The organism is Stenotrophomonas sp. GQ19, from assembly GCF_059758695.1.
Genome location: NZ_JCAXES010000004.1, coordinates 284,434 through 296,518 on the forward strand (window position 1 = coordinate 284,434; position 12,085 = coordinate 296,518).

The following is a 12,085-nucleotide window of genomic DNA, read 5'->3' on the forward strand; positions in this document are numbered from 1 at the left end:
CTGGCCGGCAACCACGCAGCACGATCAACGCTCCTGATGTGGCGCATCGACCCACGGTCGATGCCTACCGGGCCAGGCCATCCAGCAGCGGCAGGTGCACGGCGTCAATGCCGTCCACCGACAGCGGATCGCTGGCGATCTCCAGCGGCAACACCGCCAACGCCAGGTCGCCGGCCACGCTGGCCACCGTGCCGATCGCCGCGCCGTTCTGCTGCACCTGCGCACCGCTGGCGGTGCCATCGCCCACCCGCAGCAACTGCAACGCGCGCTTGGCCTTGCCCAGGAAATGGGTACGCGCCACGATCTCCTGGCCCGGGTAACAACCCTTCTTGACGCTGTACCCGTTCAAACGGTCCAGCCCGAGCTGCTGCGGCGTCCATTGCTCGCGCTGGTCGGCGGCCAGACGCGGCACACCGTAGCGCAGATCCGATTGGCGCCAAGCCAGCACGAAGCCGGCATCGTCGGTGGCCGTGGCACCGTCCAGCGGCGCGATCCGCAGCGTCCGCGGCAGGGCATCGCTGCCCACATCCAGCTCCAGCGTCTCACCGTGCACCGCGATTGCGGCGTCCGACGCCGCTTCCGGCGCAGTGAAGCTGCCGGCCACGATCCGGTCATCGCGCACCGCGATCTTGACCTTCCGGCGGAACACAAAACGCTGCAATTGCGACGCAATCGCATCGGCGTCGCCATCGGCCAGCACCAGCAGGATCCGTTCTTCATCCACCCGGATCAGCTGGAACACAGCAATGGTGCGGCCTTTGGCGCTCAGCCAGGCGTTCCACTGCCAATGCCGGACGGGCAGGGCAGTGACGTCGCTGGAAAACTGGGCGTGGGCGAACGCGGCCGCATCGGGACCATCCAGACTGAGCAGCTGGTGACCGGAGAGGCGCGGAAAACCGTTGAAATCCATGGGCAGGTTGTCAGGCACGTGAACGGGGTCTAAAATTTGTGCGTTGCGAGACCACCCATGATAGGCCAAACAACCCCCACTCCAGATTCCGACTCCGAAGCCCCGCAGGTCGATGAGAAGCAGCCGCTTCCGCAGACCCCTGTGGTGCCCGTGGAGATTGGTGGCCGCGGCGGACTCGATCCGGTGCGGTATGGAGACTGGGAGAAAAACGGACGCTGCATCGATTTTTGATCAGCATTGAGCCAACGCGGCATTGCGCCGCCCAGCCGAGACAACGAGCCCAGCGAATGGCCGCCAGAGAACGTCCCCTTTCCCCGCACCTTCAGGTGTATCGCTGGCAGATTCAGATGGCCACCTCGATCCTGCATCGAGCATCCGGCATCTTTCTGTCTGTTGGAGCCCTGATCATCGCCGGCGGCCTGCTCGCCCTGATGATGGGTCCTGAATCCTGGAACTGCTTCACCGGCCACGCCGGTAGCTGGTACGGCAAGTTGTTCCTGTTTGCATGGACGTGGGCCTTCGCCTACCACCTGTGCAACGGCATCCGGCACATCGTGCAGGATTTCGCGATCGGCTTCTCCATTCCTGCCTTCGTGCGCAGCAGCTGGATCTCGGTCTTCGCCAGCCTGGTGATCACCGCCCTGGTCTGGGCCTACGTCTTCGCCGGAGCCGCCGCATGAACAAGTTCCGTACCCCGCTGAAGAACGTGCGTGGCCTTGGCGCGGCCAAGACCGGTACCGAGCACTTCGTGATGCAGCGCCTGACCGCCACCGCGCTGGTCGGCCTGACCATCTGGTTCCTGGTGTTCGTGCTGAGCCTGATCGGCGCCGATTACGTGACCGCCACCGACGCGGTGTCCAAGCCGTGGAATGCGGTGCTGCTGGTCGGCTTCCTGGTCGCGATGTTCTGGCACGCCCAGCTCGGCCTGCAGGTCGTGCTGGAAGACTACATCCACAACTCGCTGCTGGCCCTGGCGCTGCAGACCACGGTGAAGTTCATCGCCGTGCTCGGCGCGATCGTCAGTGTTTTTGCGGTCGCCCGCATTGCGCTCGGCGTTGCCTGAGTCCAGGCACCAAGACAGGAATCCAGATTAGATGTCCGCTTACAAGATTACGGAACACAAGTACGACATGGTCGTGGTCGGCGCCGGTGGCGCTGGCCTGCGCGCTACGTTCGGTCTTGCCGCCAAGGGCCTGCAGACCGTCTGCCTGACCAAGGTCTTCCCGACCCGTTCGCACACCGTGGCCGCGCAGGGCGGTATTTCCGCCGCGCTGGGCAACATGGGTGAAGACGACTGGCGTTATCACTTCTTCGACACCATCAAGGGCTCGGATTGGCTGGGTGACCAGGACGCCATCGAGTACATGTGCCGCGAAGCGATTCCGGCCATCATCGAGCTGGAACACTACGGTGTGCCGTTCAGCCGTACCGAAGAAGGCAAGATCTACCAGCGCCCGTTCGGTGGCATGACCACCAAGTACGGCGAAGGCCCGTCCGCGCAGCGCACCTGCGCCGCGGCCGACCGTACCGGCCACGCCATGCTGCACACGCTGTACCAGCAGTCGCTGGCGCACAACGCGCGCTTCATGATCGAGTACTTCGCGCTCGACCTGATCTTCGATGACGAAGGCGTCTGCCGCGGCGTGCTCGCCCTGGACATGGCCGACGGCTCGCTGCACCTGTTCCGCGCCCACGGCGTGGTGCTGGCCACCGGCGGTTACGGCCGCGCCTACTTCAGCGCCACCTCGGCCCACACCTGCACCGGCGACGGCGGCGGTCTGGTCATGCGTGCCGGCCTGCCGATGCAGGACATGGAGTTCGTGCAGTTCCACCCGACCGGTATCTACGGCGCGGGCTGCCTGATCACCGAAGGCGTGCGTGGCGAAGGCGGCATCCTGCGCAACAGCAACGGCGAGCGCTTCATGGAGCGCTACGCACCGCACTACAAGGATCTGGCCTCGCGCGACGTGGTGTCGCGTTCGATGACCATCGAAATCCGCGAAGGCCGCGGCGTCGGCGAGCACAAGGATCACATCCTGCTCGACCTGACCCACCTCGGCCCGGGCGTGATCGACGACAAGCTGCCGGGTATCGCCGAAAGCGCCCGCATCTTCGCCGGCGTGGACGTGCACAAGCAGCCGATCCCGGTCATCCCGACCGTGCACTACAACATGGGTGGCATCCCGACCAACTACCACGGCGAAGTCGTGCGCAAGCTGGGCGACAACAACGATGCCGTGGTACCGGGCCTGTACGCCATCGGCGAAGCGGCCTGCGTGTCGGTGCACGGCGCCAACCGGCTGGGCTCCAACTCGCTGCTCGACCTGGTGGTGTTCGGTCGCGCCGTGGCCAACCGCTGTGCCGAGACCATCAAGTCCGGCGCGCCGCACAAGACCCTGCCGTCCGATGCATGCGACAAGGCGCTGGGCCTGCTGGACAAGCTGCGCTACGCCAACGGCGACACCCCGACCTCGGTCATCCGCGACAACATGCAGCGCACCATGCAGAACGACGCGGCGGTGTTCCGGACCAGCAAGACCCTGGAAGAGGGCTGCAGCAAGATGGCCGAGATCTTCGACTCCTTCCAGGACGTCAAGGTCACCGACCGCTCGCTGGTGTGGAACTCGGACCTGATCGAAACCTACGAGCTGAACAACCTGCTGCTCAACGCGGTGGCGACGATCAACTCGGCCGAACAGCGCAAGGAAAGCCGTGGCGCGCATGCGCATGAGGACTTCCCGGACCGCGACGACGTCAACTGGCAGAAGCACACGCTGGTCAATGTCGACGACAAGGGCAAGTGCAGCTTCGACTATCGCCCGGTGCACATGTACACGTTGAGCAAGGACGTGGACGTGGTACCGCCGAAGCCGCGCGTGTACTAAGAGACCTGCGGGATGACCTCCGGCCACGCAGCGCCTGCCCACCTTCCTGCCCGCACGGGCAGGGTGGTGCGCGCGCTGCGGGCCGGCGGTGTCAACTTCCTCATCTTCCGTGCTAGCCGCGCCTGCATCGCAGCGCGAGCCGCCTGAGCCAACGAGAACAGCCATGGCCGAGTTTTCCCTCCCCAAGAATTCCAAGATCGGAAAGGGCAAGCACTTCCCCGCCAAGAGCGGTGCGAAGAACACGCGCACTTTCAAGATCTACCGCTGGAGTCCCGACGACGACAGCAACCCGCGGACCGATACCTACGAGATCGATCTGGACAGCTGCGGCCCGATGGTTCTGGACGCGCTGATCAAGATCAAGAACGAGGTCGACCCGACTCTGACCTTCCGTCGTTCGTGCCGCGAAGGCATCTGCGGTTCGTGCGCGATGAACATCGACGGCACCAACACGCTGGCCTGCACCCGCGCCATTGCCGATTGCGGCAAGGCTGAAGTGCCGATCTACCCGCTGCCGCACATGAGCGTGGTCAAGGACCTGGTGCCGGACCTGACCCACTTCTACGCGCAGTACGCCTCGATCAAGCCGTGGATCCGCACGCAGACCCCGCCGCCGCCGGATCGCGAGCGCCTGCAGTCGCCGGAAGACCGCAAGAAGCTGGACGGCCTGTACGAGTGCATCCTGTGCGCGTGCTGCTCCACCAGCTGCCCGAGCTACTGGTGGAACGGCGAGCGTTACCTCGGCCCGGCGATCCTGCTGCAGGCCTACCGCTGGATCGTCGACTCGCGCGATGAAGACACCGGTGCGCGCCTGGACGAACTGGAAGACCCGTTCAAGCTGTACCGCTGCCACACCATCATGAACTGCTCGCGCACCTGCCCGAAGGGCCTGAACCCGGCGCTGGCCATTGCCGAGATCAAGAAGCTGATGATGGCGCGCCGCGCCTAAGCTAGGCGCTGCCCGGCTGTGCGCGTAGAGCGGGGCTCTGCCCCGCTGAAAGGAACCGGGCTTGCCCGGCTGCATCAACGCCGGGCGCGACCCGGCTGCACGTTCGGCCGGGCCATGCCCGGCCTTGCTGTTTCCGGAGCCTGATCGATGGACGAAGCCACTGAACTGAAGAAGCTGCGCTGGCGTTGCCGGCGTGGCATGCGTGAACTGGACCAGCTGTTCGGGCGTTACCTGGACCGCTGCTGGCTGCAGGCACCTACCGAAGAGCGCGAGGTTTTCCTGTTCCTGCTGGAAAGCGAAGACGATAGGTTGTGGCGCTGGTTCATGGGTTACGAGGAGTGCCCGCATGCGCAGCCTGCCGCGCTCATCGCCCGGATCCGCGCCCTGCCGGCTTGAGTGGCGGCCTTCCCGCTGGCAGTGCGGTGCGCACTGGCTGATCACCGCGCTGCTGCCGTGGGCGGTGTTCAGCACCGACCTGACCGGCCGCTGGCACTGGCCGGCCGCGCTGCTGGCCGTGGCCATGGGCGCAACCGGGGCGTGGCGCTACGGGCGCATGCCCGCCCAGGCCATCGTGATACCGCCCGGTGATGACCCGGCGCAGGTGGATGGGCAGCCGGTCGATGACCTGCAGCTGTCCGATCGTGGCGTGCTGCTGCAACTGGCCTGGCGCCAGCAGGGACGCCGCCACTGGCGGCTGTTCTGGCCCGACACGCTCACCCCGGCGCAACGACGTGAACTGCGACTGGCCGTGCGTGCACGCTGCATTTCCCGTTCACGTCCAGCAGTGGCACCATAGCCTGAATTGTCCGGCGCACCTGCATGTTCAAACCCATACCTGTTTCGATCGGTCTGCGCTATCTGCGCGCCAAGCGCCGTAACGGCTTCATCTCCTTCATCTCGATGGCCTCCATCCTCGGCATTGCGCTGGGGGTGACCGTGCTGATCACCACGCTGGCCGTGATGAGCGGCTTCCAGAAGGAAATCCGCGACCGCCTGCTGCAGATGACCGCCCATACCACCATCACCAGCGATGGCGCGCCGATGTCGGACTGGCAGCGTGCGGTGGATGCGGCCAAAAAGGATCCGCGCGTGGCCGGCGCTGCCCCGTACATCGAGATCCAGGCCATGCTCAGCGGTCCGCGCGTGCAGGGTGCGATCGTGCAGGGCATCGACCCGGCACTGGAGCCGGGCGTGTCGGTGATCAACCAGAAAGTGGTCAAGGGCAGTTTCGACAGCCTCACCCCGGGCAGCTACAACCTGCTGGTGGGCAAGGAGCTGGCGATCTGGTTGGGCGTGAATGTCGGTGACACCGTGCTGGTGACCCTGGCCGAAGTGCAGGGCACCCCGGTGGGCGCGATGCCGCGGCTGAAGCGCTTCACCGTCAGCGGCATCTTCGAAGCCGGCTACAACGAGATCGACAAGGGCGTGGCGTTTGCCAACATGGCCGACATGGAGCGCGTGCTGCGCATGGACGGCGTGACCGGCGTGCGGCTCAAGCTGCACGACATGGACAAGGCGTTGGACGTTGGCGTGGACCTGGCCCACAGCCTGGGCGGCGCGTACCGGGTCAGCGACTGGACCCAGCAGAACGCCAACCTGTACCACTCGCTGCGCATGGAAAAGGTGGTGATGGGCATCCTGCTCTCGCTGATCATCGCCATGGGCGCGTTCAACCTGGTGTCGTCGCAGGTGATGCTGGTGACCGACAAGCAGGCCGATATCGCCATCCTGCGTACCCTCGGCCTGACCCCGGGCGGGGTGATGCAGGTGTTCATGGTGCAGGGCTCGCTGATCGGCATCATCGGCACCGTCGCCGGCGTGATCGGTGGCATCACCCTGACCTTGAACCTGGAACGCATCCTCGGCGCGATCGAGACGGTGTTCAACGTCAAGCTGTTGCCCGAGGACGTCTATTACATCACCGGCCTGCCCACCGACATGCAGGCACCAGACATCATCGTCATCACCCTCATCGCGCTGGCCATGAGTTTCCTTGCCACCTTGTATCCCGCGTGGCGCGCTGCCCGCACCCAGCCGGCGGAGGCCCTGCGCTATGAATGAGCCGATCGATCGCGGCGACGAAGTGATCCGTGCCCAGGGGCTGGCCAAGGTGTACGCCGAAGGCCGCATGCACACCCCGGTGTTCAACGGGCTGGACCTGACCGTGTCGGCCGGCGAAACGGTGGCCATCATCGGCGCGTCCGGCGCCGGCAAGAGCACGCTGCTGCACCTGCTGGGCGGGTTGGACACGCCCACCGCAGGCGAGGTATTTGTGACCGGGCATCGCATGTCGGGGCTGACCGATGGCCAGCGCGGCCTGCTGCGCAACCGGGCGCTGGGCTTCGTGTACCAGTTCCATCACCTGCTGCCGGAGTTCACCGCGTTGGAAAACGTGATGATGCCCGTGCTGCTGGGCGGCCAGGAAGTGGCGGCTGCCAAGGAGCGCGCGCAGCTGCTGCTGGAGTCGGTGGGCCTGGGCCATCGGCTGGAGCACAAGCCGGGCGAACTGTCCGGCGGCGAGCGCCAGCGTGCGGCCGTGGCGCGCGCGCTGGTCAACAAGCCGGCCTGCGTGCTGGGCGACGAACCCACCGGCAACCTGGATGACAAGACGGCCGCCACGGTGTTCGAACTGATGCTCGAACTCAACCGCGCGCACCACACCAGCCTGGTGCTGGTGACCCACGACCGCAGCCTGGCGCGCAAGCTGGACCGCGTGCTGGAGCTGCGCGAAGGGCGCCTGCACGAACTGGCCAACAGCGAGGTCTAAGCTGGCCGCTGAATGGTCGGCGTGATCCTGTCGCCGGCCTCACCCAACAGGTGCATCATCGGCATGTTCATCCTTGAAGGTGGTGCCATGAAGACCCTGATCGGAGCGGCTGTGCTGTGCCTTGCCCTGGTGGCGTGCGCCACCACCGGGCGCCTGTCCAGCCAGCAGCGGCTGGAGCTGTACCGGGCCCATGCCGGCCCGCCACAGGACAGCCTGCAGTACTTCGGATCGTTGAATGGCTGGACCGAACTGGGCGACAGTGCGCTGGCGGTCTGGACCCGGCCCAGCGAGGCGTATCTGCTGGAACTGCGCGGTCCGTGCCAGGGCCTGGACTACGCCGCGGCCATCGGCCTGACCAGCCAGATGGGGCGGGTGTCGGCGCGGTTCGACAAGGTGCTGGTGCGTGACCCGACGCCGGGGCCCACCCTGCCGTGCTTCATCGGCAGCATCCGCAAGCTGGATGTGCAGGCCTTGCGTTCGACCGAGAAGGAGCTGCGCCAGGCGCAGGTGCAGGAGCGCCAGGACGCGCAGGCCGTGCCGGCGAAGTGACGACGTAGGGACCGTTTGGCGGTCGGGCGTTGCGTGGTGGCGATGTACCGACCAACGGCCGGTACGTACCGGTCACGATGGTCGGCAGGCGGCAATCACGCTTCGGGAACGAAACCTGCCGGCTTTTCGGCGTCCTTCTCGAACAGGTATTTCACCAGCTCGGTTTCCAGGAAGGCGCGGTGCTTGGGATCGCGCGGCGACAGCCGGTTTTCGTTGATCAGCATGGTCTGGTGCGCCAGCCAGGCGCTCCAGGCGCTCTTGCCGATGCCGTTGAAGATGCGCTGGCCCAGCTCGCCGGGGTAGGGCACGAAGTCCAGGCCTTCGGTGTCGCGTTGTTCGTACTGGCAGAAAACGGTGCGGGGCATGGCTTACTCGGACTCGGGTGAAGGTGGTGCGCCCCGCATTGTACGGCGCTTGGGCCGGGCCGGCGGCGCACCGGTGTCCAGCAGCTTGCGGATCGGCGCAGGCAGGCCGAGGCTGGGCAGGTCGGCGGCGGCCACCCAGCGCAACGTCGGGTCATCGCGTTGCAGGCCGTCCACGCGCTGCACCAGCACCTGCAGGTGCAGCCGGTAGTGGCTGAAGGTGTGCTCCAACACGGGCAGCACCTCTGCGTCATCCAGCGAACCGCTCACGTGGGTGTCGAACCAGTCCTGCAGGTCGCTGCCGGTGTCGGCTTGCGGCAGCGTCCACAGCTGCGCCCAGATGCCGGTGTCCGGGCGCTTCTGCAGCAGCACGCGGCCATGGCCATCGCGCAGCAGCAGTGCGGTGGCTTCACGTTCGGGCAGGGTCTTGGTGGGCTTGGGCGTGGGCAGTTGGTCGGTGCGGCCTTCGCGGCGCGCCACGCAGTCCGCCTGCAGCGGGCAGATCACGCAGGCCGGCCGGCTGCGGGTGCAGACGGTGGCGCCCAGGTCCATCTGCGCCTGGGTGTAGTCGGCCATGCGCGTGTCGGGCACGTGCGCCACGTGCGCGTCGGCCAGGGCCCACAGCGCCTTCTCCACCTTGGGCAGGCCGGGGAACCCGTCGATGCCGTGGTAGCGCGTCAGTACCCGCTTGACGTTGCCGTCGAGGATCGCAAAACGGTCGTTCCAGGCCTGGCTCAGGATCGCCGCGGCGGTGCTGCGGCCGATGCCGGGAAGCGCGTTCAAGGCCTCGACATCGCGCGGCAGCGCGCCGTCGTGCTGTTCAACGCAACGCTGCGCGGCGGCATGCAGGTTGCGGGCACGGGCGTAGTAGCCCAGCCCGGCCCACTGCGCCATCACCGCATCGTTGCTGGCCGCGGCGAGGTCGGGCAGGGTGGGGAACACGCGCAGAAAGGCCAGGAAGTACGGAATGACCGTGCCGACCTGGGTCTGCTGCAGCATGATTTCCGACAGCCACACCCGGTACGGCGAGCGCGGATGCTGCCACGGCAGGTCGTGCCGGCCATGCCCGTCGAACCACGGCAGCAGCCGCGCGACGAAGGCATCGTCGGCGGGGACAGGGGCGCTGGCGGTGGGCTGGCGTGGCATGGTGATTCCTGGACGGGGGTAGAGCCACCCCATGGGTGGCTGCTCTATCCGGGCGGGGCAGCGCAAACTGCCGACGACGCATCCCCGCCCGATACAGCCACCCATGGGGTGGCTCTACCAACCCGGGTGCGGCGATGCATTCACCGGGGGCGCGCGCGGGACGTACGCCCAGCGCGCCGTTCGATCAGCTGCCCAGCGCTTCGGGCAGCAATGCGTCGACGAAGGCTTCCGGGTCGAACACGCGTAGGTCTTCCGGGCGCTCGCCGATGCCGGCAAAGCGGATCGGGATGCCGAACTCGCGGGCCAGCGCGAACACCACGCCTCCCTTGGCGGTGCCGTCCAGCTTGGTCACCACCAGCCCGGTCACGTTGACCGCGGCATGGAACTGACGCAGCTGCGAGAGCGCGTTCTGCCCGGTAGTGCCATCGATCACCATCAGCACCTCGTGCGGTGCCGCCGGGTCGATCTTGCCCAGCACGCGGCGGATCTTGCCCAGTTCGTTCATCAGTCCGCCCTGGGTGTGCAGGCGGCCGGCGGTGTCGGCGATGAGAACTTCGGTGCCACGGGCCTTGCCGGCCTGCAGCGCGTCGAACGCCACCGAGGCGGCATCGGCGTTCTGGCCCTGGGCCACCACGGTCACGCCGTTGCGTTCGCCCCAGATCTGCAGCTGGGCCACGGCGGCGGCACGGAACGTATCGCCGGCGGCCAGCATCAGGCTGTGACCATCGTCCTTGAAGCGCTTGGCCAGCTTGCCGATGGTGGTGGTCTTGCCCACGCCGTTGACGCCGACGGTGAGGACCACGAACGGCTTGGCGCTGCGGTCGATGACCAGCGGCTTGGAGACCGGTTGCAGGATGGCGATCAGGTCGCTGCGCAGCGCAGCCAGCAGCGCGTTGGCATCGGCGAATTCGCGCGCCTTCATGCGCTTGCGCAGGCCTTCCACCAGCGCGGTGGTGGCGCCCACGCCCACATCGGCGGTGATCAGCGCGGTTTCCAGTTCATCCAGCAGGTCGTCATCGAGCTTGGGATTGCGCGAGAACAGGCCGCCGAAGCTGCGTGCGATGACGCTGTTGCGCAGGCGGTCGCGCCAGCCCAGCTTGCCCGGTGCTGCGGCAGCGGTGCCTTCAGCCGGCTCGGTGGCCAGCGGCTGCGCGGCTTCCTGGGTGATCTGGTTGGCGACCAGTACCGGCGGCGGCAAGGGCGCGGCGATGGGTTCGGCCACCACCAGCGGGGTCGGGGTGGTCGGTGCGACAACGGCGGGCGCCACGCCGGCAGCCGTATCGGGCACAGCGGCCGGAACCACGGCAGGCGCGGCCACAGGCGCGGCGACCGGCGCTTCGGGCGTAACCGGTGCTGGCGCGACGGTGGCAGCAGATACAACCGGCGGCAGCGGTGCGGCGAGCGGCGCAACGGGAGCCTCGGCAGCAGGCGTCTCGACAGCAGGCGCGTGAGCGGCAGGCACCTCAGCGGCAGGCACCTCAGCGGCAGGCACCTCAGCGGCAGGCACCTCGGCAGCAGGTGCCTCGATCGGCGTCGGCGCCGACGGGCCATCCTGGCTGGCCTGCGGGAACGCCGCGGCCAGTTCTTCGGCCGAATAGTGCTGGGTCTTGGGCGCGTCCTGGGGAGCGTCCTGGGTCTTTTTGCGACGGAAGAAACTGAGCATTGGATTCGGCGCTGAAATCAGGGGGATATGCTACCACTGCGCCCTTGGACGGCAGTGCGAACGTGGGTGGTGTGCATTGCTGCGGGCAGCCGACCAACGGTCGGCTCTACCGGCCACCACCCACCACCGGGTAGAGCCGACCGTTGGTCGGCTGCCGTCTTAAGCCAGCGCCGCGGCAGCCGCTAACGGCTGTGAAGCACTGCGTCATGCGGACGCAGTCGTACATCGTGGAGTGCCGAACCGTGAACGTGATGTCCATTGCCAGCTCGGGCCTGCGCGCCGCGACCCTCGGGGTGCAGGCGGCCGCGTCGAACGTGGCGCGCCTGCCGGTGGCCGAGGCCACCCGGATCGGCGTGGCCCAGGCCGCGGTTGCCGGCGGCGGGGTGGACGCCAGCCTGGTCGAGGTGGCGACCGATCCGGCTGCACCGGTGTCGGACCTGCTTGCCGCGAAAGAGGCGGTGCTGACGTTTGCTGCCAACGCCACGCTGATTCGCCGCAGCGACCAGATGCTCGGCGCGTTGCTGGACAAGCGCGCCTGACCCCGAATCGCACGGTAGTGCCGGCCGCTGGCCGGCTCCTCGCACCAGCGTGGTTTCCCATGAGCCGGCCAGCGGCCGGCACTACCGGTCATGCGACTGCAGCCATCTGCCGGCCGCTGGCCGGCTCCTCGCACCAGTGTGGTTTCCCGTGAGCCGGCCAGCGGCCGGCACTACCGGTCATGCGACTGCAGCCATCTGCCGGCCGCTGGTCGGCTCCTCGCGCCCGTGTGGTTTCCCATGAGCCGGCCAGCGGCCGGCACTACCGGTCATGCGACTGCAGCCATCTGCCGGCCGCTGGTCGGCTCCTCGCACCCG

General features: G+C 67.3%; 15 protein-coding genes. 11 read left to right on the top strand and 4 right to left on the bottom strand.

What is annotated here, in order from left to right; all coding sequences use genetic code 11:
- Positions 1-64 precede the first annotated feature (64 nt).
- Entirely contained in the window at positions 65-928 is an 864-nt protein-coding gene (ygfZ, locus tag AC6CHL_RS10585; RefSeq protein WP_498294309.1) for a CAF17-like 4Fe-4S cluster assembly/insertion protein YgfZ, read from the bottom strand.
- 39 nt (positions 929-967) lie between these two features.
- On the opposite strand from ygfZ, the gene AC6CHL_RS10590 reads away from it, so the two are divergent.
- From AC6CHL_RS10590 to AC6CHL_RS10635, 10 genes are all read left to right on the top strand, one after another.
- A complete protein-coding gene (locus AC6CHL_RS10590) occupies positions 968-1,141 on the top strand; it encodes a DUF1674 domain-containing protein (protein ID WP_081797234.1) in 174 nt (57 codons plus the stop codon).
- A gap of 56 nt (positions 1,142-1,197) precedes the next feature.
- Positions 1,198-1,590 carry a succinate dehydrogenase, cytochrome b556 subunit gene (sdhC, locus tag AC6CHL_RS10595; protein ID WP_038689047.1) on the top strand — a complete coding sequence of 131 codons (393 nt, stop codon included), beginning with the start codon at positions 1,198-1,200 and terminating at the stop codon, positions 1,588-1,590.
- Positions 1,587-1,973 (top strand): succinate dehydrogenase, hydrophobic membrane anchor protein, encoded by a 387-nt coding sequence (gene sdhD, locus AC6CHL_RS10600; RefSeq protein WP_038689045.1) that lies wholly within the window; start codon positions 1,587-1,589, stop codon positions 1,971-1,973. Before sdhC ends, sdhD begins: the two co-directional genes overlap by 4 nt.
- Positions 1,974-2,004: 31 nt before the next feature.
- Entirely contained in the window at positions 2,005-3,795 is a 1,791-nt protein-coding gene (sdhA, locus tag AC6CHL_RS10605; RefSeq protein WP_141058690.1) for a succinate dehydrogenase flavoprotein subunit, read from the top strand.
- Positions 3,796-3,958: 163 nt separating this feature from the next.
- Positions 3,959-4,744 (top strand): succinate dehydrogenase iron-sulfur subunit, encoded by a 786-nt coding sequence (locus AC6CHL_RS10610; RefSeq protein ID WP_038689041.1) that lies wholly within the window; start codon positions 3,959-3,961, stop codon positions 4,742-4,744.
- Between the two features lie 147 nt (positions 4,745-4,891).
- On the top strand, positions 4,892-5,140 hold the full coding sequence (locus tag AC6CHL_RS10615) for an FAD assembly factor SdhE (RefSeq protein ID WP_038689039.1): 249 nt from the start codon (positions 4,892-4,894) through the stop codon (positions 5,138-5,140).
- A complete protein-coding gene (locus AC6CHL_RS10620) occupies positions 5,091-5,540 on the top strand; it encodes a hypothetical protein (protein ID WP_448133404.1) in 450 nt (149 codons plus the stop codon). Before AC6CHL_RS10615 ends, AC6CHL_RS10620 begins: the two co-directional genes overlap by 50 nt.
- A gap of 23 nt (positions 5,541-5,563) precedes the next feature.
- Positions 5,564-6,805, top strand: coding sequence for a lipoprotein-releasing ABC transporter permease subunit (locus AC6CHL_RS10625; RefSeq protein WP_038689035.1), 1,242 nt, complete (start codon positions 5,564-5,566; stop codon positions 6,803-6,805).
- Positions 6,798-7,511: a lipoprotein-releasing ABC transporter ATP-binding protein LolD gene (gene lolD, locus AC6CHL_RS10630; protein WP_498294310.1), complete on the top strand. Its 714-nt coding sequence runs from the start codon at positions 6,798-6,800 to the stop codon at positions 7,509-7,511. Before AC6CHL_RS10625 ends, lolD begins: the two co-directional genes overlap by 8 nt.
- 87 nt (positions 7,512-7,598) lie before the next feature.
- The gene (locus AC6CHL_RS10635; protein ID WP_038692317.1) at positions 7,599-8,060 is read left to right on the top strand and encodes a DUF6491 family protein; all 462 of its coding nucleotides are present in this window, start codon (positions 7,599-7,601) and stop codon (positions 8,058-8,060) included.
- Positions 8,061-8,155: 95 nt separating this feature from the next.
- Here the strand turns inward: AC6CHL_RS10635 and AC6CHL_RS10640 are convergent, their stop codons facing one another.
- The 3 genes from AC6CHL_RS10640 to ftsY form a co-directional block, all read right to left on the bottom strand.
- Positions 8,156-8,425: an oxidative damage protection protein gene (locus AC6CHL_RS10640; RefSeq protein ID WP_038689032.1), complete on the bottom strand. Its 270-nt coding sequence runs from the start codon at positions 8,423-8,425 to the stop codon at positions 8,156-8,158.
- A gap of 3 nt (positions 8,426-8,428) precedes the next feature.
- On the bottom strand, positions 8,429-9,568 hold the full coding sequence (gene mutY / locus AC6CHL_RS10645) for an A/G-specific adenine glycosylase (RefSeq protein ID WP_498294311.1): 1,140 nt from the start codon (positions 9,566-9,568) through the stop codon (positions 8,429-8,431).
- A gap of 184 nt (positions 9,569-9,752) precedes the next feature.
- Positions 9,753-11,231: a signal recognition particle-docking protein FtsY gene (ftsY, locus tag AC6CHL_RS10650; protein WP_498294312.1), complete on the bottom strand. Its 1,479-nt coding sequence runs from the start codon at positions 11,229-11,231 to the stop codon at positions 9,753-9,755.
- A gap of 251 nt (positions 11,232-11,482) precedes the next feature.
- Here ftsY and AC6CHL_RS10655 point away from each other — a divergent pair, with 251 nt between their 5' ends.
- A complete protein-coding gene (locus AC6CHL_RS10655; protein ID WP_498294379.1) occupies positions 11,483-11,770 on the top strand; it encodes a hypothetical protein in 288 nt (95 codons plus the stop codon).
- Positions 11,771-12,085: the final 315 nt, after the last annotated feature.

Excerpts from the sequence above, each read along its gene's own strand:
- AC6CHL_RS10590 (WP_081797234.1), top strand. The coding sequence starts at position 968 with ATGATAGGCCAAACAACCCCCACTCCAGATTCCGACTCCGAAGCCCCG.
- sdhC (WP_038689047.1), top strand. The coding sequence starts at position 1,198 with ATGGCCGCCAGAGAACGTCCCCTTTCCCCGCACCTTCAGGTGTATCGC.
- sdhD (WP_038689045.1), top strand. The coding sequence starts at position 1,587 with ATGAACAAGTTCCGTACCCCGCTGAAGAACGTGCGTGGCCTTGGCGCG.
- sdhA (WP_141058690.1), top strand. The coding sequence starts at position 2,005 with ATGTCCGCTTACAAGATTACGGAACACAAGTACGACATGGTCGTGGTC.
- AC6CHL_RS10610 (WP_038689041.1), top strand. The coding sequence starts at position 3,959 with ATGGCCGAGTTTTCCCTCCCCAAGAATTCCAAGATCGGAAAGGGCAAG.
- AC6CHL_RS10615 (WP_038689039.1), top strand. The coding sequence starts at position 4,892 with ATGGACGAAGCCACTGAACTGAAGAAGCTGCGCTGGCGTTGCCGGCGT.
- AC6CHL_RS10620 (WP_448133404.1), top strand. The coding sequence starts at position 5,091 with ATGCGCAGCCTGCCGCGCTCATCGCCCGGATCCGCGCCCTGCCGGCTT.
- AC6CHL_RS10625 (WP_038689035.1), top strand. The coding sequence starts at position 5,564 with ATGTTCAAACCCATACCTGTTTCGATCGGTCTGCGCTATCTGCGCGCC.
- lolD (WP_498294310.1), top strand. The coding sequence starts at position 6,798 with ATGAATGAGCCGATCGATCGCGGCGACGAAGTGATCCGTGCCCAGGGG.
- AC6CHL_RS10635 (WP_038692317.1), top strand. The coding sequence starts at position 7,599 with ATGAAGACCCTGATCGGAGCGGCTGTGCTGTGCCTTGCCCTGGTGGCG.
- AC6CHL_RS10640 (WP_038689032.1), bottom strand. The coding sequence starts at position 8,425 with ATGCCCCGCACCGTTTTCTGCCAGTACGAACAACGCGACACCGAAGGC.
- mutY (WP_498294311.1), bottom strand. The coding sequence starts at position 9,568 with ATGCCACGCCAGCCCACCGCCAGCGCCCCTGTCCCCGCCGACGATGCC.
- ftsY (WP_498294312.1), bottom strand. The coding sequence starts at position 11,231 with ATGCTCAGTTTCTTCCGTCGCAAAAAGACCCAGGACGCTCCCCAGGAC.
- AC6CHL_RS10655 (WP_498294379.1), top strand. The coding sequence starts at position 11,483 with ATGTCCATTGCCAGCTCGGGCCTGCGCGCCGCGACCCTCGGGGTGCAG.